19 protein-coding genes are annotated in these 20,459 nt (G+C 67.6%); 13 read left to right on the top strand and 6 right to left on the bottom strand.

What is annotated here, in order from left to right; all coding sequences use genetic code 11:
- Positions 1-13: 13 nt before the first annotated feature.
- Genes ACI3KS_RS02500 through ACI3KS_RS02490 form a run of 3 tightly spaced genes read right to left on the bottom strand, consistent with a single transcriptional unit; the run spans position 14 to position 3,862 of the window.
- Positions 14-1,942 (bottom strand): dipeptide ABC transporter ATP-binding protein, encoded by a 1,929-nt coding sequence (locus ACI3KS_RS02500; protein WP_404914851.1) that lies wholly within the window; start codon positions 1,940-1,942, stop codon positions 14-16.
- A complete protein-coding gene (locus tag ACI3KS_RS02495) occupies positions 1,939-2,877 on the bottom strand; it encodes an ABC transporter permease (protein WP_404914849.1) in 939 nt (312 codons plus the stop codon). The genes ACI3KS_RS02500 and ACI3KS_RS02495 overlap by 4 nt, the downstream gene beginning before the upstream one ends.
- 1 nt (position 2,878) lies before the next feature.
- Positions 2,879-3,862, bottom strand: coding sequence for an ABC transporter permease (locus ACI3KS_RS02490; RefSeq protein WP_404914847.1), 984 nt, complete (start codon positions 3,860-3,862; stop codon positions 2,879-2,881).
- 239 nt (positions 3,863-4,101) lie between these two features.
- Here ACI3KS_RS02490 and lepA point away from each other — a divergent pair, with 239 nt between their 5' ends.
- The 4 genes from lepA (at position 4,102) to hemW (ending at position 8,391) form a co-directional block, all read left to right on the top strand.
- Positions 4,102-5,955 (top strand): translation elongation factor 4, encoded by a 1,854-nt coding sequence (gene lepA / locus ACI3KS_RS02485; RefSeq protein WP_404914845.1) that lies wholly within the window; start codon positions 4,102-4,104, stop codon positions 5,953-5,955.
- A 3-nt stretch (positions 5,956-5,958) separates the two neighbouring features.
- Positions 5,959-6,444 (top strand): DUF1990 family protein, encoded by a 486-nt coding sequence (locus ACI3KS_RS02480; RefSeq protein ID WP_404914843.1) that lies wholly within the window; start codon positions 5,959-5,961, stop codon positions 6,442-6,444.
- 67 nt (positions 6,445-6,511) lie between these two features.
- Positions 6,512-7,165: a DUF1990 family protein gene (locus ACI3KS_RS02475; protein WP_404914841.1), complete on the top strand. Its 654-nt coding sequence runs from the start codon at positions 6,512-6,514 to the stop codon at positions 7,163-7,165.
- Positions 7,165-8,391 carry a radical SAM family heme chaperone HemW gene (gene hemW, locus ACI3KS_RS02470; RefSeq protein ID WP_404914839.1) on the top strand — a complete coding sequence of 409 codons (1,227 nt, stop codon included), beginning with the start codon at positions 7,165-7,167 and terminating at the stop codon, positions 8,389-8,391. Before ACI3KS_RS02475 ends, hemW begins: the two co-directional genes overlap by 1 nt.
- Here hemW and ACI3KS_RS02465 read toward each other — a convergent pair.
- Positions 8,381-9,802 carry a carboxylesterase/lipase family protein gene (locus tag ACI3KS_RS02465; RefSeq protein WP_404914837.1) on the bottom strand — a complete coding sequence of 474 codons (1,422 nt, stop codon included), beginning with the start codon at positions 9,800-9,802 and terminating at the stop codon, positions 8,381-8,383. The genes hemW and ACI3KS_RS02465 overlap by 11 nt on opposite strands.
- Positions 9,803-9,872: 70 nt before the next feature.
- Between ACI3KS_RS02465 and hrcA the strand changes: the two genes are divergently transcribed.
- From hrcA to era, 8 genes are all read left to right on the top strand, one after another.
- Positions 9,873-10,901, top strand: a complete 1,029-nt coding sequence (gene hrcA / locus ACI3KS_RS02460; RefSeq protein ID WP_404914835.1) for a heat-inducible transcriptional repressor HrcA — start codon at positions 9,873-9,875, stop codon at positions 10,899-10,901.
- A 37-nt stretch (positions 10,902-10,938) separates the two neighbouring features.
- Positions 10,939-12,054 (top strand): molecular chaperone DnaJ, encoded by a 1,116-nt coding sequence (dnaJ, locus tag ACI3KS_RS02455; protein WP_404914833.1) that lies wholly within the window; start codon positions 10,939-10,941, stop codon positions 12,052-12,054.
- Positions 12,055-12,056: 2 nt separating this feature from the next.
- Entirely contained in the window at positions 12,057-12,785 is a 729-nt protein-coding gene (locus ACI3KS_RS02450; protein WP_404914831.1) for a 16S rRNA (uracil(1498)-N(3))-methyltransferase, read from the top strand.
- Between the two features lie 23 nt (positions 12,786-12,808).
- A complete protein-coding gene (locus tag ACI3KS_RS02445; RefSeq protein ID WP_404914829.1) occupies positions 12,809-13,156 on the top strand; it encodes an HIT domain-containing protein in 348 nt (115 codons plus the stop codon).
- Between the two features lie 7 nt (positions 13,157-13,163).
- Entirely contained in the window at positions 13,164-14,246 is a 1,083-nt protein-coding gene (locus ACI3KS_RS02440; RefSeq protein ID WP_404914827.1) for a PhoH family protein, read from the top strand.
- Between the two features lie 61 nt (positions 14,247-14,307).
- Positions 14,308-14,766: an rRNA maturation RNase YbeY gene (gene ybeY, locus ACI3KS_RS02435; RefSeq protein WP_404914825.1), complete on the top strand. Its 459-nt coding sequence runs from the start codon at positions 14,308-14,310 to the stop codon at positions 14,764-14,766.
- A complete protein-coding gene (locus ACI3KS_RS02430) occupies positions 14,763-16,043 on the top strand; it encodes a hemolysin family protein (RefSeq protein WP_404914823.1) in 1,281 nt (426 codons plus the stop codon). Before ybeY ends, ACI3KS_RS02430 begins: the two co-directional genes overlap by 4 nt.
- On the top strand, positions 16,036-16,932 hold the full coding sequence (era, locus tag ACI3KS_RS02425) for a GTPase Era (protein ID WP_404914821.1): 897 nt from the start codon (positions 16,036-16,038) through the stop codon (positions 16,930-16,932). Before ACI3KS_RS02430 ends, era begins: the two co-directional genes overlap by 8 nt.
- A 42-nt stretch (positions 16,933-16,974) precedes the next feature.
- Here era and ACI3KS_RS02420 read toward each other — a convergent pair whose 3' ends face one another.
- Positions 16,975-17,622: a hypothetical protein gene (locus ACI3KS_RS02420; protein ID WP_404914820.1), complete on the bottom strand. Its 648-nt coding sequence runs from the start codon at positions 17,620-17,622 to the stop codon at positions 16,975-16,977.
- Positions 17,623-17,815: 193 nt separating this feature from the next.
- Here ACI3KS_RS02420 and leuA point away from each other — a divergent pair, with 193 nt between their 5' ends.
- Positions 17,816-19,570 (top strand): 2-isopropylmalate synthase, encoded by a 1,755-nt coding sequence (leuA, locus tag ACI3KS_RS02415; protein ID WP_404914818.1) that lies wholly within the window; start codon positions 17,816-17,818, stop codon positions 19,568-19,570.
- Positions 19,571-19,758: 188 nt separating this feature from the next.
- Here the strand turns inward: leuA and ACI3KS_RS02410 are convergent, their stop codons facing one another.
- Positions 19,759-20,448: a trimeric intracellular cation channel family protein gene (locus ACI3KS_RS02410; protein ID WP_404914816.1), complete on the bottom strand. Its 690-nt coding sequence runs from the start codon at positions 20,446-20,448 to the stop codon at positions 19,759-19,761.
- Between the last annotated feature and the right edge of the window lie 11 nt (positions 20,449-20,459).

Genomic DNA, 20,459 nt, shown 5'->3' with positions numbered 1-20,459 from the left:
TCCGTGACCACTGTCAGGCGGTCACGGATCGCGTGGTCATGGTGTCCGGATCGAACACAACGCGCTGGCGGGTGCGCTCGATGTCGGGGTCGGGGACGGGGATCGCCGACAGCAGAGCCTGGGTGTACGGATGCTGCGGATTGTCGAAGACCTCGTCCACGTCGCCGTGCTCGACGAAGTCGCCGAGGTACATCACCGCGACGCGGTCGGCGATGTGACGCACCACCGACAGGTCGTGCGCGACGAACAGATACGACAGTCCGAGCTTGACCTTGAGCTCGTCGAGGAGGTTGATCACACCGGCCTGGATCGACACGTCGAGCGCCGACACCGGCTCGTCGAGGACGACGATCTTCGGATTCGTCGACAGCGCGCGGGCTATCCCGATGCGCTGTCGCTGCCCACCGGAGAACGCCTGCGGGAACCGATCGCTGTGGGCCGGGTTCAGGCCGACGAGGTCCATGAGCTCGTCGACCCGACGGTTCACCTCGTCCTTCGGCGTGCCGATCGCGATGAGCGGCTCCGCGATGATGTCGGCCACCGTCATACGAGGATCGAGCGCTCCCATCGGATCCTGGAAGACGATCTGGATGTCGCGCCGGAGTCGGCGCTCGACCTTGCGGCTCCGGATGTCGTTCACGCTCGTTCCGGCGATCACGATGTCGCCGTCGGTCTGCTTGACCATGTCCATGATCTGCAGCAGAGTCGTGGTCTTGCCGCTTCCCGATTCGCCGACGATCGCCATGGTCTCGCCCTCGCGAACATCGAAGCTCACACCCTTGATCGCGTGCACCTCGCCGACCTTGCGCTTGAGGAAGGACCCCTTCAGCAGCGGGAAAGTCTTGGTGAGGTTCTTCACCTCGAGCGTGACCGGCCGCTCCTCGCGCGGGGTGCGGGTGAGGGCGCTCTCCGGCGCCTCGCGCACCGGATACACCGGCAGCCCACCCAGCAGTGCGCCGTCGTCGATCTCGTCTGCACGGATGCACGCGGCGAGGTGCGACTCACCGGTTCCGGTCGCGACGGGGAGGAGTTCGGGCTCGGCGTCGCGGCATGCGTCCACGGCGATCGGACAGCGATCGGCGAACGGGCAGGCGTGCGGCAGGTTGATCAGCAGCGGCGGGTTGCCCTTGATCGGCGTGAGCGGTTCCTTCTCGGCCTTGTCGACCCGGGGGATGGCTCCGAGCAGACCGATCGCATACGGCATCCGGGTGTGGTGGAAGAGCTCGCGCGCTGGCGCATGCTCCACAGGCTTGCCCGCGTACATCACCATGACGTCATCGGCCGTGCGCGCCACCACGCCCATGTCATGCGTGATCATGATCACGGCGGCGCCGGTCTCGTCCTGTGCCTTCTCGATGAGGTCGAGGATCTGCGCCTGGATCGTCACATCGAGAGCGGTGGTCGGCTCGTCGCAGATGATGAGCTTCGGATTGTTCGCCATCGCGATCGCGATGACGACGCGCTGGCGCATGCCGCCGGAGAACTCGTGCGGGAACGACTTCATGCGCCGCTCGGGCTCCGAGATTCCGACGAGCTTCAGGAGCTCGACCGCACGGCTCCACGCCTCCTTCTTCGACAGGCTCCGGTGCACGGTGAGTGCTTCGACGAGCTGATCTCCGATCGTGAACACCGGTGTCAGCGACGTGAGCGGATCCTGGAAGACCATCGACATGCCGTTGCCGCGGATCACCGAGAGCTGGGCATCGCTCTTGCCGAGGAGCTCCTCGCCGTCGTACATGATCGAGCCGGTGACGCGGGCGTTCTCGTCGAGAAGGCCCATGATCGCGAGGGACGTGACGGACTTGCCGGATCCGGACTCGCCGACGATGCCGAGCGTCCTGCCCGCCTCCAGGTCGAAGCTGACGCCGCGGACGGCATCCACCCGCCCCGCCTCCGAGGCGAAGCTGACGGTGAGGTCGCGGACAGAGAGTACTGTGCTCATGCGCGGCCTCCTGCCGCCGAGGTGGGATCGAGGGCGTCGCGCAGACCGTCGGCGACCAGCGCCATGGAGACGGTCAGCAGCGTCAGCGCCGCGGCGGGGAAGAGGAACAGCCACGGCGCCGTGCTCAAGGACCCGGAGCCCGAGCCGATCAACGCGCCGAGCGACACATCGGGGATCTTCACTCCGAATCCGAGGTACGACAGGCCGGTCTCGGTGACGACCGCGTTCACGACACCGAGCGTGAAGTTGATGACCAGCAGCGAGCCGATGTTCGGCAGCAGATGCCGCAGCACGATCCTCATGCCGCTCACACCCATGTAACGGGCGGCGCTGACGTACTCGCGCTCGCGGAGCGACAGGGCCATCGTCCAGATGATGCGGGCGGGGAAGTACCAGCCGATCACGAAGATCATGATCAGTGCGATCACCCGCCAGTCGCCGCCTGACTTATTGGAGATCATCGCGAGGATGAGGAAGCTCGGGATCACCATCATGAAGTGGATGACGAGCAGTGCGATGCGCTCGGTCCAGCCTCCGAAGTACGCCGCCGCGGTGCCGACGAGGGCCGACACGATCGTCACTCCGACGGAGACCGTGATGGCGATCATGAGCGAGCGCTGCAGGCCGACCGCGACCTGGGCGAACAGATCGTTGCCGGCGCTGTTGGTCCCGAACCAGTGATCGGCGGAGGGCCCGGTGCTGAGGTTGAGGAAGTCCATGTGCTCGTGCGCGTAGCGGGCGATCAGCGGGCCGAACACTGCGAACAGCACGATGAAGACGAAGATGCCGAGGCCGATCATCGCCCCTCTGTTCCTGGCGTAGCGCCGGGAGTAGAGGGTCCACTTCGAGAGGCGCTTGCGCGCGACCCGTGCCGTGGCGGTATCCGGAACGTCCGCCGGGGGCTGGACCGTCGGGTCGATCATGTCGGTGCTCATGTCAGCTCACCCTCACTCGCGGGTCGAGGACGACCACCGCGATGTCGGCGAGGATCGCGCCGATCGCGGTGAGCACGGCGCCGAAGGCCGCGATCGCGACCGTGCCGTGGATGTCGTTCTTGGAGATGGTCTCGATGAAGTACTTGCCCATGCCGTTCCACGCGAAGATCGTCTCCGTCAGCACCGCACCGGTGAACACGGCAGGGATCGTGAAGGCCACCTGCGTGGCCACCGGGATGAGCGAGGTGCGCAGGGCGTGCTTGCGGATCGCCTGCTGCTTGGTGAGCCCCTTGGCGCGCGCCGTGCGGACGTAGTCGGCGCTGATGTTGTCGAGCAGGAGCGAGCGCTGCAGGAAGTGGATGCTGGCGTAACCGGTCAGGACCAGGGCGATCGTGGGCAGCGTCAGATGTTGGAGGACGTCGACGAGGACGGGGAAGAACCCCTCGACCCCCTTGCTCGCATTCCCGGTCACGAAGAAGACCCGGGTACCCGTGGCGTTGTTCAGTCCGATCGCGAGCAGGACGATGCCGAACGCCGCGACCACGATCGGGATGTTCATCGTGATGATGCTGGTGGCCTGACCGATGCGGTCGGCGAGCTTGTACTGACGCGACGCGGTGTAGACGCCGAGAGCGATGCCCAGGATCGTCGTGAGGATGGTCGCGCCGAGGACGAGCTCGGCGCTCACCCACATGCGATACGCGACCTGCTCGTTCACCGAACCGCCGGTGGGGCTCACGCCCCAGTCCCATCGCAGCAGGATTCCGGTCAGCCAGGTCCACCAGCGCTCGATGAGCGGGACCGTGTCACTGAGGTTGCGCGGAGCGAGGGTGTGCACGATCTGCTCTTCGGTGAGCGGCGGGCGGCGGCCGACGTAGTTGCTGCGTGGATCCAGGAAGTTCCACGCGAGGAAGTACGTGAGGTTGGTCGCCACCACGATCATGAGCAGCCAGCCGAGTGAGCGGCGCACGAGGTACTTGATCACGGTGATGGGTCTTTCTCTTCTCCAGCGAAGTGCGGGATTAGCCGACGCAACGCTGAGCCGGTAAGACAGTCCATCACCATCTGCCGATCTGCGCGATACGACGAATGCACTGGTCTGTGACGGAGTCCTATCGCCCACGGGATCCGGTGTCACGGATGGCTCCCGGGCAACTTCGCGAGACTATCACCGAAAGTCCCCGAATCGGCATTAGTCGCCCCTCACCGTAGAATCGTCGGGACATGTCACCACGCGCCCTCACCCCTCTTCAGCCCGCCGCGACGCCCGCTGAGAAGATCCGCAACTTCTGCATCATCGCCCACATCGATCACGGCAAGTCGACGCTCGCCGACCGCATGCTCCAGATCACGGGCGTGGTCTCGGATCGCGACATGCGCGCGCAGTACCTGGATCGCATGGATATCGAGCGCGAGCGCGGCATCACGATCAAGAGTCAGGCGGTGCGGATGCCGTGGCAGGTCGACGGCGAGACCGTCGCACTGAACATGATCGACACCCCCGGTCACGTCGACTTCACCTACGAGGTCTCGCGCTCCCTCGCCGCGTGCGAAGGCGCGATCCTGCTCGTCGACGCGGCACAGGGCATCGAGGCCCAGACTCTCGCGAACCTCTACCTCGCGCTCGAGAACGATCTGACGATCATCCCGGTCCTCAACAAGATCGACCTGCCGGCCGCCGAGCCCGAGAAGTACGCGAAGGAGCTCGCCGACCTGATCGGCGGCCGCCCCGAAGACGTCCTCCGCGTGTCCGGCAAGACCGGTGCGGGGGTCGAGGACCTGCTCGACCGCCTCGTGCAGGAGATCCCGGCGCCGGTCGGCGATGCGGATGCTCCCGCCCGGGCGATGATCTTCGACTCGGTGTACGACGCCTACCGCGGGGTCGTCACCTACGTCCGCATGGTCGACGGCAAGCTGTCTCCGCGCGAGCGGATCCAGATGATGTCGACCGGCGCGAACCACGAGGCTCTCGAGGTCGGCGTCTCCAGCCCGGAGCCCACCCCGACCAACGGGCTCGGCGTCGGCGAGGTCGGCTACCTCATCACCGGCGTGAAGGACGTCCGCCAGTCGAAGGTCGGCGACACCATCACGAACGCCCGCAAGCCGGCATCCGAAGCGCTCCCGGGATACACCGACCCCAAGCCGATGGTCTTCTCCGGCATCTATCCGATCGACGGCAGCGACTACGCCGAGCTCCGCGAGGCGCTCGACAAGCTCAAGCTCTCGGATGCGTCGCTGCAGTACGAGCCCGAGACCTCTGTGGCGCTCGGGTTCGGCTTCCGCTGCGGCTTCCTCGGCCTGCTGCACCTCGAGATCATCACCGAGCGTCTCTCGCGCGAGTTCGGACTCGACCTCATCACCACGGCGCCCAGCGTGATCTACGAGGTGCTCACGAGCGACACCGGCGAGACTGTCACGGTCACCAACCCGAGCGAGTACCCGGACGGCCGCATCGGCTCGGTGTCCGAGCCGATGGTGAAGACCGCGATCCTGCTGCCCAAGGACTACGTCGGCACGGTCATGGAGCTCTGCCAGTCGCGCCGCGGCACGCTGCTCGGCATGGAGTACTTCTCGGAGGAGCGCGTCGAGCTCCGCTACACGATGCCCCTCGGCGAGATCGTGTTCGACTTCTTCGATCAGCTCAAGTCGAAGACCCAGGGGTACGCCTCGCTCGACTACGAGCCGGCAGGACAGCAGGAGGCGGATCTCGTCAAGGTCGACATCTTGCTGCAGGGCGACAAGGTCGACGCGTTCAGCTCGATCGTCCACCGCGACAAGGCCTACGCCTACGGCACGCTCATGACCGAGCGGCTGCGCAAGCTCATCCCTCGTCAGAACTTCGAGGTGCCGATCCAGGCCGCCATCGGCGCCCGCATCATCGCCCGCGAGACGATCAGGGCGCTCCGCAAGGACGTGCTCGCCAAGTGCTACGGCGGTGACATCAGCCGCAAGCGCAAGCTCCTCGAGAAGCAGAAGGAGGGCAAGAAGCGCATGAAGATGGTCGGTCGCGTGGAGGTCCCTCAGGAGGCGTTCATCGCCGCTCTCTCCGGAGACGTCGAAAGCAAGGACAAGAAGTAGCAGATGCGTTCGCCGGCGTATTCGCGGGGAGTGACCGCGAATCCGATCGCCGACGTTCCTCGTGGACTCCGCGTCGACGAACTGTCGACCGCCGTGCCCGCATCGGCGCGTGATGCCGTCGGCGCGCTCATCGGCTCCTGGGAGCTCAACAGACGCGTCGGCTTCGACACCCCGTCGACCCCTCCCGTCCTCGGTGCCGACGGTGTGCTGTCACGGCGTGTGCTCGGCATCCGATTCGACGCGCCGGTGCGGGTCTTCCGAGCGGATCCGCACGGTCTCGCGTACGAGACCCGACCCGGGCACCCGCTGTACGGCGAGGAGACCTTCGTCGTCGCGGAGGGGCGCTTCACGGTCCGCTCGATCTCACGGCCCTCGACGTTCCTGTGGTGGATGCTGACGCCGGCGCTCCGTCTGATGCAACGTTCCGTGCGTCGCGATTACGTGCGGGCGGTGGAGGCGGAGATCGCCGCGCAGCAGCGCGCTCGCTGACCGGGATCGGCGGACGAGGGAGACGCGGAGGAGGGTTCGTCCAGGGAACCTGAGTAGGCTGGAGGACATGCGGCGCGGGACTTTCCGAGACGACACGGTTGACTATGCGGCCGTGGGTGCGACCCACGCGCCCGATCTCATGCAGTATCCGCCGGAGCGCAGTATTCCGGCCGAGAACTCCTGGCGGATCGGCAGTGGCGCTGAGCGATTCCAGTCGGCCGGCGAGTCTCTCCTCTCCTGGACCGCTCAGCGCGCGGCCGGTCTGAGCGTGACGGACGTCCGTCCTGCGCCGGGACCGACCTACGCCGGTGTGAGCTTCGATGCCGAGGGCACTCCGATCGCTCCGAGCAAGAGCGAGGTCGAGCAGCGCTTCGATGCCGAGGGCATGCCGTTCGTCGGCCCCGGCATGACCCTGCGCGTGCACGGTCGGGTCGGCGGAATGCGCGCCGACGCCGAGCTCCGCGTCATCTCGGTGACAGAGGAGAAGCGTCGCATCGGTTTCGTGCTCGGCACCGTCGACGGTTCGGTCGTCAGCGGTGAGGAGTCGTTCGACATCGAGTGGCGCGAGGACAACGACGAGGTGTGGTTCACCGTCCGTGCCTTCGACGCGCCGAACTCCCTCCTCTACCGACTGGTGCCCGCACTCGTGAAACGCCGCCGCAAGGAACTCTTCGCCCGTTACCTCCGTGCGATCTCTCCGCTGTACGCGACCCCCGTCTGATGGCGGGACCCCTGCCGCTCGGCGACCCTGCGCCGACCGACGGCGCTCTGCCCGTCGACCTGCCTGTCGATCCGACCCGGCCCTTCTCTGCGTACCTGCACATCCCGTTCTGCCGGGTGCGCTGCGGATACTGCGACTTCAACACGTACACCTCCGGCGAGCTGCGCGGTGCGCGGCAGGAGGACTACGCCGAGACCCTCACGACCGAGATCGACCTCGCCCGCCGGGTGCTCACGGATGCCGGAGCGCTCCGCCCCATGGACACGGTGTTCTTCGGCGGCGGAACCCCGACCCTGCTCCCCGCGGGCGATCTGGCGCGGATGCTCGACGCCGCGGCATCCGCATTCGGGCTGGCTCCGAACGCCGAGGTCACGGTCGAAGCGAACCCCGACACGGTCACGCCCGAAGTCGCCCGCGTGCTCGCGGATGCCGGAGTCACCCGTCTGTCGATCGGCATGCAGTCGGCGGTGCCGCGCGTACTCGCCGCTCTCGATCGCACGCACCGCCCCGAGAACGTGCGCACGGCCGTCGATGCGGCCAAGGACGCGGGTCTCGCCGTCAGTGTCGACCTCATCTACGGCGCTCCGGGAGAGTCGCTGGGCGACTGGGAGGCATCGCTCGATGCCGCGCTGGCGCTCGAGTCCGATCACATCTCCGCGTACGCGCTGATCATCGAGGACGGCACCAAGCTCGCTCGTCAGATCCGTCGCGGCGAGGTTCCCGCGCCGGACGACGATCTGCAGGCCGACATGTACGAGCTGCTGGACGCGCGACTCAGCGCGGCAGGATTCGACTGGTACGAGATCAGCAACTGGGCGCGGCCCACTGCGGAGTCCGACAATCGCTCGCGCCATAACCTCGCCTACTGGCGAGGCAACGACTGGTGGGGTTTCGGCCCTGGGGCGCACAGTCACGTGGCCGGCCTGCGCTGGTGGAACGTCAAGCATCCTGCCGCATACGCTCAGCGTCTCGCGGCCGGCGAGTCGCCCGCGGCGGGCACGGAGCGCCCTGACCCGCAGGCGCACATGCTCGAGCGGGTGCTCCTGGAGAGTCGGCTCGCCGAGGGCATCGCGGTCGCCGACCTTCCGGCGGGGAATCGCTCGCGGGTCGCCGGGCTGATCGCCGACGGCCTCGTCGATGCGGCATCCGCGGTGCGTGGACGCGTGCGGCTGACCCTCAAGGGCCGCCTGCTCGCCGACGCCGTGGTGCGCGAGCTCACCGACTAGGCAGCAGATCCACGATCTCGGAGCGCCGTTGCGGCATCGTGGCGCTCTCGATGTCGAACACGCGCGTCATGCCTTCGGTGCCGAAGACCGGCCACCCCGGGTCACCCGTCTTCACGTAGGCGATCCAGGAGGCGTGCATCTCTGCGGCCAGTCGTGTGGGCGCATCGGGGCCGGTCAACCGCCTCGCCTCGTCGTCATCGAGACGGTCGAAGACGAACCCCAGCTCGAGGGCGTGCGCGGCGCGCAGATCCCGAACGGGGCTCGGCCAGGCGAACTCGTAGACGTGGGTCGACGTGGGGCGTGCGGCGGCGAGGCGGGAGAGGGGAGCGCGCAACAGGATGTCGGTCGCGAGCTGTCCGAACACCTCGCCCGTGGTTGCACCGGGGAACGCCGATCTGACGGCGGTGACCGCGCGCCCGGGGATCCGTAGGGCGAGACGTGCCAGGAGGAGTTTCAGACGGCTGATCCCGGCGAGCGACTCCGGAGGGAACCACAGCCGGTACTCGTCCGTGTTGGAGCCGATCAGCACGGGCGTATCGATCGACCCCAGCACCTTGTGCGGCGACTGCGGGAGGCTGTCCTGGTCGATCGCGAGCTGGAACCCCGGAGCACCGCCGAGCGGCGAGGACCCGGCGGCCTGATCCCGACGGGCGTCGAGCAGGGCATCCGGCGGCATGCCGAGGAAGGACCCGCGGTCGGCGCTGACACCGAGACGCTTCGCCAGCTGCTGCGTCACCCGGCCCGCCTTCTCGGGTGATTGCGCGTCGAGCGGCCCGGATTCGATGATCGCGCGGGCGATCATCGGTCTCGTGTCGTCTCGTGCGAGCAGGGCCGCCACGAGTGCGCCGCCGGCGGATTCGCCCATCGCGGTGATCGCCGACGGATCGCCGCCGAATGCGGAGATCTCGCGGTGCACCCACTCGAGTGCCGCCGCGACGTCGCGCAGACCGAGGTTGCACGGCGCGTCGTCCAGCACCGAGAAGCCTTCCGAGCCCAGTCGGTAGTTGACGGAGACGAAGACGACGCCCGCGCGCGCGAAAGCAGCTCCGTCGTAGAGGGGGAGCGCGGCGGTTCCCCGCTCGAGGGCACCGCCGTGGACCCACAGCATCACCGGCGCGCCCGAGGCGTCGACCGGGGCCCAGACATTGGCGGTGAGGATGTCGTCGCCGGGGATCCGCACCGAGCCCAGCAGCTCGCCGATCGCGCCGCCATAGGGGCGCTGCGGGGCAGTGGGACCGAAGGCATCGGCGTCCCGCACTCCCTGCCATGGCGCGACGGGCTGAGGTGCACTGAAGCGGTTCCGCCCGAACGGAGGTACGGCGTAGGGGATGCCGAGGAAGCGCCGGACGCCGTCGTCCTGCACGCCGCGGACGGTTCCCGCGGCGAGCGCGACGGTGGGCCGTGGAGTCATGGGCGCCATCCTAGGACGTACGCGATAGGATTGGCACTCTACGGGTTCGAGTGCCAGGCGGGAGGATCAGATGGTCACGGAACGAGGCCTTCAGGTGCTCCGGGCGATCGTGCAGGACTACGTCGAGACGCACGAGCCGGTCGGCAGCCGCACGATCGTCGACAGATACTCCTTCGGGGTGTCGGCGGCGACCATCCGGAACGACATGGCGCTGCTCGAGGACGAGGAGCTCATCACGGCTCCGCACACCTCGTCCGGGCGCGTTCCGACAGACAAGGGCTACCGGGTCTTCGTCAATCACCTCGCGCAGTTGCGACCGCTCACGGTCGCCCAGCGCAGCGCCATCGAGTCGTTCCTCACGGATCCTGCCGATCTCGACGACCTCATGGCCCGCACGGTGCGCGTCCTCACCCAGCTCACGGGTCAGGTCGCCCTGGCGCAGTACCCCTCTTTCGCCCGCGCACACCTCACGCACCTCGAACTCGTCGCGCTCGCGCCGAACCGTCTGCTGATCGTGCTGGTGACCGATGCCGGCGGCGTGTCCCAGCGGATCGCCCTTCTGCCTGTCGAACTCGACGAGGCGGACGTCGCCGTCCTGCGTGCCCGCTTGTCGGCGCTGATCACCGGACGAGCGGTGAGCGACGCGTCTGATCGTCTGCAGACGCTGCTCTCTGACGACACGACGACGGATGCCGCGCTGCGCTCGCTCGCCGTCATCGTCTCCGAAGAGCTCGGTCAGTTCCGCCAGGAGCGCCTGGTGATGGCGGGAGCGGCGACGCTCGCGCGACGCGAGCAGGACTTCCGCGGCAGCATCCATCCTCTGCTCGAGGCGATCGAGGAGCAGGTGACGCTGCTGCGGCTGATGAGCGAGATGGAAGCCGACGCTCACGGGCTCGCTGCGAGCATCGGCACCGAGAACGCCCCGTTCGGGCTGGGTGAGGCGTCGATCGTCGCCAGCGATTACGCCGCCCCGCACGGGACGGCACGGGTCGGCGTCATGGGCCCCACCCGCATGGACTACCCGAGCAATCTCGCGGCAGCACGGGCGGTCGCCCGTTACCTGTCGCGGATGCTCGACGAAGACGAGGCGAGCCGCTGACGCGGTCGCCGCACACCACACACTGAGAAGGGCCACCGTGGCGGATCACTACGAGGTTCTCGGGGTCTCCCGAGACGCATCGACCGACGAGATCAAGAAGGCGTATCGCCGTCTTGCGCGACAGCTGCACCCGGATGTGAACCCGGGCGAGGACGCGGCCGAGCGCTTCAAGCTCGTCACCCACGCCTACGACGTGCTCAGCGATGACGACTCCCGCCGCCGCTACGACATGGGCGGCGGAGACGGCGCGGCGGGCAACTTCGGCGGATTCGGCGGATTCGGCGACATCTTCGAGACCTTCTTCGGCGCCGCACAGGGCGGAGGCCGGGGAGCACGTCCCCGATCTCGCCGCGAGCGTGGACAGGATGCGCTGGTGCGCGTCACGCTCGATCTCGGCGACGTCGTGTTCGGTGCGCATCGCGACATCGAGGTGGACACAGCCGTGCTCTGCGAGACGTGCAACGGCTCGTGCTGTCAGGAGGGCACCTCGCCCGTCACCTGCGACATCTGCGGCGGATCCGGTCACGTGCAGCGTCAGGTGCGCAGCCTGCTCGGCAACGTCGTCACCTCGCAGCCCTGTGGGACCTGCGAAGGGTACGGAACGACCATCCCGTACCCGTGCGGCACCTGCGCCGGCCAGGGGCGAGTGCGCTCGCGTCGCACCGTGTCGCTGGACATCCCCGCCGGCGTCGAGACGGGTCTGCGGCTCCAGCTGCCGGGTTCGGGCGAGGTCGGCAAGGCGGGCGGTCCGAACGGCGACCTGTACGTCGAGGTGACGGTCAACCCGCACCCCGCCTTCAGCCGTGACGGAGACGATCTGCTCGCGACCCTCGAAGTGTCGATGACCGATGCGATCCTCGGCACGGAGACCACGATCACGGGACTCGACGGTGAGGTGGACCTCGAGATCCGTTCCGGCGTGCAGTCGGGCGATGTCCTCACGATCAAGGGACGCGGCATCACTCCGCTCCGCGGCACGCAGCGCGGTGACCTCCGCGTCGGCGTGCAGGTGGTGACCCCGACGCGCATCGATTCGGCACAGCGCAAGCTGATCGAGGAGTTCGCGAAGAAGACCAAAGCTCCGGCCCCGCAGCTCGCGCAGTTCCAGCAGGGTCTGTTCTCGAAGCTCCGCGACCGCTTCCGCTCGCACTGACCATGGCGCTCCACTTCCTCGTCGAGGACTCGACGCACGCTCAGGTCGACGGGCTGGTGTCGCTCACGGGTGCCGAGGCCAAGCACGCCGCGGTCGTGCGGCGGCTGCGCGTGGGCGAGACCGTGACGATCGGCGACGGAGCAGGAGTGTGGCTGACGGGAGTCGCAGAGGAGGTCGCGCCGGCCCTCGTCGACGTGCGGATCACGGAGCGCACGGTCGTGGCGGCCGCGTCGCCGCGCATCGTGCTCGTGCAGGCCCTGGCCAAGGGCGACCGCGACGAGCTCGCCGTGCAGGCGGCCTGCGAGCTGGGGGTCGACGAGATCGTGCCCTGGCAGGCCAGCCGCAGCGTCTCCCGGTGGGAGGGCGCGAAGGCGACGAAGGGACGGGAGAGGTGGGCGACCATCGTGCGCGAGGCAGCCAAACAGGCGCATCGCGCGTGGGTGCCTTCCGTCTCGGAGCCCGTCACGACCGTGCAGCTCTCGCGGCGCGCGGCCGACGAGCGGATGCTGCTGCTCGACCCGACCGCTCCCACGCGGCTGTCGGCGCTGGTCCCCGACGGCCGGGACATCGTGCTCGTGGTCGGTCCCGAGGGCGGGATCGCCCCCGACGAGCTCGATCGGCTCACTGCCGCAAGCGCTGAGCGGGTGCGGCTGGGCGACACGGTGCTGCGCACGTCGACAGCCGGTCCCGCGGCGATCGCGCTGCTCTCCGGTGCGCTCGGCCGCTGGTGACGACGGCTCAGTAGACTGAGACCATGAGCCAGCCCTCGATCTTCACCCGCATCCTCTCCGGCGACATCCCGGGCGAGATCCTGCGGGAGACCGAGCGGGTCTTCGCGATCCGCGACATCGATCCGCAGGCTCCGCTGCATGCGCTCGTGATCCCCAAGACCGAGCAGTACCGCGACGTCACAGAGCTCGCCGCCGGGGATCCTGAGCTGCTCGCAGAGCTCGTCGCGATGGCGAAGAGTCTGGCCGAAGAGCACGCGAACGGCGAGTACCGTCTCATCTTCAACAACGGCGCGAGCGCCGCGCAGTCCGTCTTCCACGTGCACGCCCATGTGCTCGGCAACATAGAGGAGAAGAAGCTCGTTGGCTTCTGAGGAGAACATGTCCGACCCCACGTCCGGTGACGTGGTCGAGAAGATCTACGCCGACGGCGTCGCGATGGTGCAGCTGCTCGGACCGCAGGATCGACTGCTGAGGATGCTCGAGAAGGAGCATCCTCAGGTCCAGGTGCTCGTGAGGGGCAACGAGATCACCCTCTCCGGTGCGTCATCCGATGTCGCACAGGCGAAGCGTCTCGTCGATGAACTGCTGACGATGACCCGCCAGGGACACGACCTCGCCCCCAGCGACGTCGCGAGTTCTGCGCAGATGCTGCGCCGGGACGAGGGGCCGCGTCCGAGCGAGGTGCTCGGCGAGGCGATCCTGTCGACGCGCGGCAAGGTGATCCGGCCGAAGACACTGGGACAGAAGGAGTACGTCGACGCGATCGAGGAGAACACGATCGTCTTCGGCATCGGCCCCGCCGGTACCGGCAAGACCTACCTGGCCATGGCGAAGGCCGTGCAGGCGCTGCAGCGCAAGGAGGTCGACCGGATCATCCTCACCCGACCGGCGGTCGAAGCGGGCGAACGCCTCGGCTTCCTGCCCGGCACGCTGACCGACAAGATCGACCCGTACCTGCGCCCGCTCTACGACGCGCTGAACGAGATGATGGACCCCGAGATCGTGCCGCGGCTGATGGCCACCGGCACGATCGAGGTCGCGCCGCTGGCGTACATGCGCGGTCGGACGCTGAACAACTCGTTCGTCGTGCTCGACGAGGCGCAGAACACGACGCCGGAGCAGATGAAGATGTTCCTCACCCGTCTCGGCTTCGGCACGCGGATGGTCGTCACGGGCGACATCACCCAGGTCGATCTGCCGCAGGGATCGTCCGGACTCCGGATGGTCACCCGTGTGCTCGCGGACATCGATGACATCCACTTCTCACGGCTGACCAGCGCCGACGTAGTGCGCCACTCGCTGGTTGGACGCATCGTCGACGCCTACAGCGAGTACGACGAGAAGCGTACGGCGCAGCGTTTCGAGCGCGAGCAGGCGGCGGAGTTCGCCAACCGCGCGGAGCGCCGCGGAGCCCAGCGCCCAGGGCCCCGGGACCGGAAGCCGAAGCGGGGCCTCTCCTGATGCGACCGGCACCGACAAGACCAGCACTGACGAGACCAGCACTGACGAGACGAGCACAGCCATGATCGAGATCAACAACGAGTCGGCGATCGACGTCGACGAGACCGTGCTGCAGCGACTGACCGACTTCAACCTCGCACAGCTGCACGTCAGCCCCGACGCCGAGGTCGCGATCGTCCTCGTCGACGAGGGTGCGATGGAGGCGCTGCACGTGCAGTGGATGGACGAGCCCGGTCCCACAGACGTGCTGAGCTTCCCGATGGACGAACTGCGCCCCGGCACCGAGGACCGCCCGACTGCCCCCGGGCTGCTCGGAGACATCGTGCTGTGCCCGCAGGTCGCCGAGACCCAGGCGCAGGCCGCCGGTCACACGCTCATGGATGAGCTGATCTTGTTGACCACACACGGTCTGCTGCACCTGCTCGGCTACGACCACGCTGAGCCGGACGAGGAGCGCGAGATGTTCGGACTGCAGAAGGAGCTCATGCAGGGCTTCGCCGCGTCCGAACGACGACGATGACCGTCGTCTTCCTGCTCGTCGGCGCCGTCCTCCTGGTGGCGTTCGGCGGTCTCATGGCTGCGATCGACGCCGCGTTCTCGGTGACCTCGCGCAGCGACCTCGAAGACATGGGGGCCGAGGGGCGCAACGCGCGCCAACTGACCAGGATCGCCGCGGAGCCCGACGCGCACGTCAACGGCGTGGCATTCATCCGTGTGCTGTCCGAGACGACGGCCGCGGTGCTGGTGACCGTCGCGTTCTCGAACCTCTTCGACAACATCTGGTGGGCCATGCTCGCCGCGGCCGTGCTGATGACGGGCATCACCTTCGTCCTCGTCGGTGCGAGCCCTCGCTCGGTCGGCCGTCATCACTCCGACGGCATCCTCCGCGCGTTCGCGCCGGTCGTGCGGGGCGTGCGACTGAGCCTCGGTCCGCTCGCGAACGGGCTCGTCGCCCTCGGCAACCGGGTCACGCCCGGCACCGGCCGCAGCAGCTTCAGCTCGGAGGAGCAGTTGCTCAGCATGGTCGACGAGGCGGCGTCCAACGATCTGATCGAGGAGGACGACCGCGATCTGATCCATTCGGTCTTCGACTTCACCGACCAGTTCGTGCGTGCCGTGATGGTCCCTCGCACCGAGATGGTGACGGTCGACGCGACGGCGACGACGAGCGAGGCCATGACCCTCTTCCTGCAGCGAGGCGTGTCCCGGATGCCGGTGGTCGACGACGAAGCCGACGACGTGGTCGGCGTGCTCTATCTCAAGGATCTCGTGCAGTTCGCCTTTCGCGATGAGAGCGCGTGGCGCGCAGCATCCATCCGTCCGATCTCGCGGCCGGCCACGTTCGTGCCCGAGTCGATGCGTGCGGAGACCCTGCTCCAGCAGATGAAGCGGGATGCTGTGCACGTGTGCCTCGTGATCGACGAGCATGGCGGCATCTCGGGCCTCGTGACGCTCGAGGACCTCATCGAGGAGCTTGTCGGGGAGATCTCCGACGAGTACGACCAGGTGTCGGCCGAGGTCGTCGACCTCGGCGAAGGAAAGTATCGGGTGAGCGCACGCCTGTCGCTGGAAGACGTCGGCGACCTGTTCGGCCTCGAGCTCGAGGATGAGGACGTCGACTCGATCGGCGGTCTTCTCGGCAAGACGCTCGGCCAGGTGCCGCAGCCGGGAGTCACGGCGACGGTGGACGGACTCGCCCTCACGGGCGGCGCCTCGCGAGGTCGCGGACGAGGGATCGCAACAGTATTCGTGGAGCGGGCAGCGGTGTCCGTCGAACAGGGAGAGACAGATGACTGAAGAGTCCAGGAGCGGATTCGTGACGTTCGTCGGGCGTCCCAACGTGGGAAAGTCCACGCTGACGAACGCGCTGGTCGGCGAGAAGATCGCGATCATCAGCGACAAGCCGCAGACGACCCGTCGCGCGATCCGCGGCATCGTCAACCGCCCGGACGGGCAGCTCGTCATCGTCGACACCCCGGGCATCCACAAGCCCCGCACGCTGCTGGGCGAGCGGCTGAACGACCTCGTCGAGCAGGTGCTCGGCGACGTCGATGTGATCGGTTTCTGCGTGCCCGCCACCGAGAAGGTCGGCCCCGGGGATCGGCGCATCGCGGCATCGCTCGACGGCTATGCGCGCGCGAAGAAGATCGCGATCGTCACGAAGACGGATGCTGCGGGGCGCGATGAGATCACCGAGCGCCTGATGGAGGTCGACTCGCTGCGCGAGGACTGGGCCGCGGTGATCCCGCTGTCGGCACTGACGCGCGACCAGCTCGACGTGCTGTCGGACGAGATCCTCGGACTGCTGCCGGTGGGGCCCGCGCTCTATCCCGAGGGCATCACGACCGACGAGTCGCAGGAGGACCGCATCGCGGAGATCATCCGCGAAGCCGCCCTCGACGGCGTGCGCGACGAGCTTCCGCACTCCATCGCGGTGGTGATCGATGACATCGCCCCCCGCGAGGACAGCGACCTGACCGACGTGCACGCATCGATCGTCGTCGAGCGTGACAGCCAGAAAGCCATCATCATCGGCCGCAAGGGCTCGCGGCTGCGAGACGTCGGGGCACGTTCGCGTGCCGGCATCGAGGAGCTCCTCGGCACCCGGGTGTTCCTCGGCCTGCACGTCAAGGTCGCGAAGGAGTGGCAGCGCGATCCGAAGCAGCTCGGTCGACTGGGCTTCTGAGCTCGAGCGCCGACATCGAGGGACATCGGCAGGACACCCCGATCAATCGATCTCGCGGAGCGCGGAGGTGATGATCACGACCCCTTCTCCGAACTCGGCGTCGGCGGCGGACTGCAGCGTGCCGTCGTCCCACACCACGTCGACCCAGACGTATCCGCGTTCTGTCCAGACGCTCAGCGCCTTGGTGCCCAGTCGGTCCACCAGATCGTCCCGGATCGCTGTGAGATCGGCATCCGGGGACGTCCCGTCGACACCGCCTGTGGGATCCTCGGGGCGCACGGGATCGAAGAGGGCGAGCATGATCGGCGGATCGGTGATCGTGTAGAGGTCGCCGTCGTATGTGCCGTAGACGGCATACGAGCCCCAGGTTGTGTCGCCGCTGGTCTCGCTTCCGTCGACGCCGTCCCAGATCCATCCGTCGACGGGGATTCCCGAGCACTGCGGCGGGTACGACTCCATGACTGCACCGAGGCACAGCTGCACGGCGCCGTCCGTGTCGATCACCGTGCCTGTGCCGATGACCCGCCCGACCGGAATCTGGGGATGCACCGCCTCGATGCGCTGATCCGCGACGACGCCGGAGCTCGTCGGAGCGGGGGAGCCCGCCGTCGACGATCCGCACCCGGACAGCAGGAGGACACCGATCACGGATGCCGCTGCCAGGAGCGGGCGGCGCTTGTTCGCACTCATACCCGACAGTGTCGGGTCGGCGGCGATCGTCTCACCGGTCGTCCGCTCGTCGCTTCCCTGCTACCATGGCCCCATGCCTTTCGGCGGTCTGCTTCTTCTTAGCTGCCGCGACGAGTCCTAAGAGCTAGGGCCTTCCTCGTCGCGGCGCTTGTGTTGGCCCGTTCATTCTGACGAAGAGAAGTAGAAGCCCATCATGCAGAACACCCAGCGCCCGTCCGCGATGCCGATCCACAAGTACCGGCCGTACCACGAGCAGATCACCGTCGATCTCCCCGACCGCACCTGGCCGAGCAACAGGATCACCCAGGCTCCCCGCTGGTGCGCGGTCGACCTGCGCGACGGCAACCAGGCGCTCATCGACCCGATGTCGCCAGAGCGCAAGCGCGTGATGTTCGAGCTGCTCGTGAACATGGGATACAAGGAGATCGAGGTCGGGTTCCCCTCGGCCAGCCAGACCGACTTCGACTTCGTGCGTCAGCTCATCGAAGAGAACCTGATCCCCGACGACGTCACGATCCAGGTTCTGACCCAGGCGCGCGAGCACCTGATCGCCCGCACCTACGAGTCGATCGCCGGCGCGAAGCAGGCGATCGTGCACCTCTACAACTCCACGAGCGTGCTGCAGCGCGAGGTCGTCTTCCGCACCGACAAGCAGGGCATCATCGACATCGCCCTCGAGGGCGCGCGGCTGTGCCGCCAGTACGAGAAGACCATCCCGGAGACGCAGGTCTTCTACGAGTACTCGCCCGAGAGCTACACCGGCACCGAGCTCGAGTTCGCGGTCGACGTGTGCAACCAGGTCATCGAGGTCTTCGAGCCGACGCCCGAGCGCAAGGTCATCATCAACCTGCCTGCGACCGTCGAGATGGCATCCCCGAACGTCTACGCCGACTCGATCGAGTGGATGAGCCGTCACCTCGCGCATCGCGAGAACGTCATCCTGTCGCTGCACCCGCACAACGACCGTGGCACGGCCATCGCCGCCGCCGAGCTCGGCTACATGGCAGGCGCCGATCGCATCGAGGGCTGCCTGTTCGGCAACGGCGAGCGCACCGGCAACGTCGACATCGTCGCGCTGGGCATCAACCTGTTCACGCAGGGCATCGACCCGCAGATCGACTTCAGCGACATCGACCAGGTCAAGCGCACGGTCGAGTACTGCAACCAGCTGCCCGTCCCCGAGCGCAGCCCGTGGGCCGGCGACCTGGTGTTCACCGCGTTCAGCGGATCGCACCAGGACGCGATCAAGAAGGGCTTCGAGGCGATGGCCGCGAAGGCCGAGGCAGAGGGCGTCACGGTCGACGAGATCGAATGGGCTGTTCCGTATCTGCCCGTCGACCCGAAGGACCTCGGACGCTCCTACGAGGCGGTCATCCGGGTGAACTCGCAGTCCGGCAAGGGCGGCGTCGCGTACCTGCTCAAGGCGGACCACGCGATCGACCTGCCCCGCAAACTGCAGATCGAGTTCTCCGGTGTCGTGCAGGCCAAGACGGATGCCGAGGGCGGAGAGGTCACCAGCGACCAGATCTGGTCGATCTTCAACGACGAGTACCTGCCGGCAGCAGACGCATCCGAGAAGTGGGGACGCTTCGAGCTGCTCGCCACGCAGACGCGCAGCGACATGTCCGGCGAGGTCGTCCTCGACGTCACCCTGCGCGACGACGAGCAGCAGCTCTCGGTCGTCGGCAGCGGAAACGGACCAGTGGCCGCGTTCATCGAAGTTCTGCGCGCACAGGGCTTCGACATCACGCTCTACGACTACGTCGAGCACGCTCTCAGCGCCGGCGGCGACGCGCAGGCGGCCGCGTACGTCGAACTGCAGGTCGGCGAGCAGCGGCTGTGGGGGATCGGCATCGACGGTGACATCTCCACGGCATCGCTCAAGGCGATCGTGTCGGCCGTGAACCGGTCGATCCGCTCGCGGGCAGGGGAGCTCGCCGCGGTCTGAGCCCGGTGCGCACCCGGTCGTTGAGCGAGGAGCGGAGCGACGAGACAAGACGTTTGTGATGCGGGGCGTTTCGTCTCGCTTCGCTCGCTCAACGACCGGTGGCTCGCTTCGCTCGCTCGACGACCGGTGGCTCGCTTCGCTCGCTCGACGACCGGCGGCTCGCATCGCTCGCTCAGGGACCGGGACCGTCACTCCGGGTTGATGACGGGGATGAGTCCGGTCTCGGCCGCGACCTTGCGGCGATACAGGCGGCGCTGCTCCGGCAGCGAGACATCGAAGCTCACAGCGAGGATGCGGATGATCGCGGTGACGACGATCCCGATCACGGCGGCGACCGTGATCTGCATGCCGAGCATGTTCGCGATCACGATGAACGCGCAGCCCGCACCCGCTGCGACGGCGTAGAGCGAGCCGACGTGCATGATCGCCGTTGGAAGCCCCATGAGCATGTCGCGCAGCACCCCGCCGCCGACCGCGGCGCAGACGCCGATGAACACGGCGGGAACCGGCGGGATGCCGAAGGCGATCGCCTTGCTCGTGCTGAACGCCCCGAACATCCCGATCACGACGGCGTCGAGCACGACGATCACGGTGTTCACGCGGTTGAACACCCCGGCGAGCAGCATCCCCAGAAGCGACGCGCCGGTCGCGGTCAGCAGATACCAGTTGCTGTGCAGGGTGGCGGGTGGCTGACCGAGCAGGATGTCGCGGATGAGGCCGCCGCCCATGCCGATCATGATTCCGATGATCGCCACGCCGAGCCAGTCCAGACGGCGCTGGCCCTGGAATCCGGATGCGAACATCGCGCCTTGCACCCCGCCGAGTCCGACGCCGAGCAGGTCAGCCCACAGCGGAATGGTGAAGAGCGGTTCGGTCACCCGTCCATTGT

It is taken from the genome of Microbacterium sp. ZW T5_45, assembly GCF_044987415.1.
Classification (GTDB): Bacteria; Actinomycetota; Actinomycetes; order Actinomycetales; family Microbacteriaceae; genus Microbacterium.
The sequence above is the reverse complement of the archived record's forward strand: the minus strand, read 5'-3'. Positions and strand labels throughout refer to the sequence as shown.

What these genes read in the sequence shown, in the direction of transcription:
- era (WP_404914821.1), top strand. Translation starts at nt 16,036, where the DNA reads ATGACTGAAGAGTCCAGGAGCGGATTCGTGACGTTCGTCGGGCGTCCC.
- ACI3KS_RS02480 (WP_404914843.1), top strand. Translation starts at nt 5,959, where the DNA reads ATGCGTTCGCCGGCGTATTCGCGGGGAGTGACCGCGAATCCGATCGCC.
- ACI3KS_RS02440 (WP_404914827.1), top strand. Translation starts at nt 13,164, where the DNA reads ATGTCCGACCCCACGTCCGGTGACGTGGTCGAGAAGATCTACGCCGAC.
- ACI3KS_RS02495 (WP_404914849.1), bottom strand. Translation starts at nt 2,877, where the DNA reads ATGAGCACCGACATGATCGACCCGACGGTCCAGCCCCCGGCGGACGTT.
- hrcA (WP_404914835.1), top strand. Translation starts at nt 9,873, where the DNA reads ATGGTCACGGAACGAGGCCTTCAGGTGCTCCGGGCGATCGTGCAGGAC.
- leuA (WP_404914818.1), top strand. Translation starts at nt 17,816, where the DNA reads ATGCAGAACACCCAGCGCCCGTCCGCGATGCCGATCCACAAGTACCGG.
- ACI3KS_RS02445 (WP_404914829.1), top strand. Translation starts at nt 12,809, where the DNA reads ATGAGCCAGCCCTCGATCTTCACCCGCATCCTCTCCGGCGACATCCCG.
- ACI3KS_RS02465 (WP_404914837.1), bottom strand. Translation starts at nt 9,802, where the DNA reads ATGACTCCACGGCCCACCGTCGCGCTCGCCGCGGGAACCGTCCGCGGC.
- lepA (WP_404914845.1), top strand. Translation starts at nt 4,102, where the DNA reads ATGTCACCACGCGCCCTCACCCCTCTTCAGCCCGCCGCGACGCCCGCT.
- ACI3KS_RS02500 (WP_404914851.1), bottom strand. Translation starts at nt 1,942, where the DNA reads ATGAGCACAGTACTCTCTGTCCGCGACCTCACCGTCAGCTTCGCCTCG.
- ACI3KS_RS02450 (WP_404914831.1), top strand. Translation starts at nt 12,057, where the DNA reads ATGGCGCTCCACTTCCTCGTCGAGGACTCGACGCACGCTCAGGTCGAC.
- ACI3KS_RS02475 (WP_404914841.1), top strand. Translation starts at nt 6,512, where the DNA reads ATGCGGCGCGGGACTTTCCGAGACGACACGGTTGACTATGCGGCCGTG.
- ACI3KS_RS02430 (WP_404914823.1), top strand. Translation starts at nt 14,763, where the DNA reads ATGACCGTCGTCTTCCTGCTCGTCGGCGCCGTCCTCCTGGTGGCGTTC.
- hemW (WP_404914839.1), top strand. Translation starts at nt 7,165, where the DNA reads ATGGCGGGACCCCTGCCGCTCGGCGACCCTGCGCCGACCGACGGCGCT.
- ACI3KS_RS02420 (WP_404914820.1), bottom strand. Translation starts at nt 17,622, where the DNA reads ATGAGTGCGAACAAGCGCCGCCCGCTCCTGGCAGCGGCATCCGTGATC.
- ybeY (WP_404914825.1), top strand. Translation starts at nt 14,308, where the DNA reads ATGATCGAGATCAACAACGAGTCGGCGATCGACGTCGACGAGACCGTG.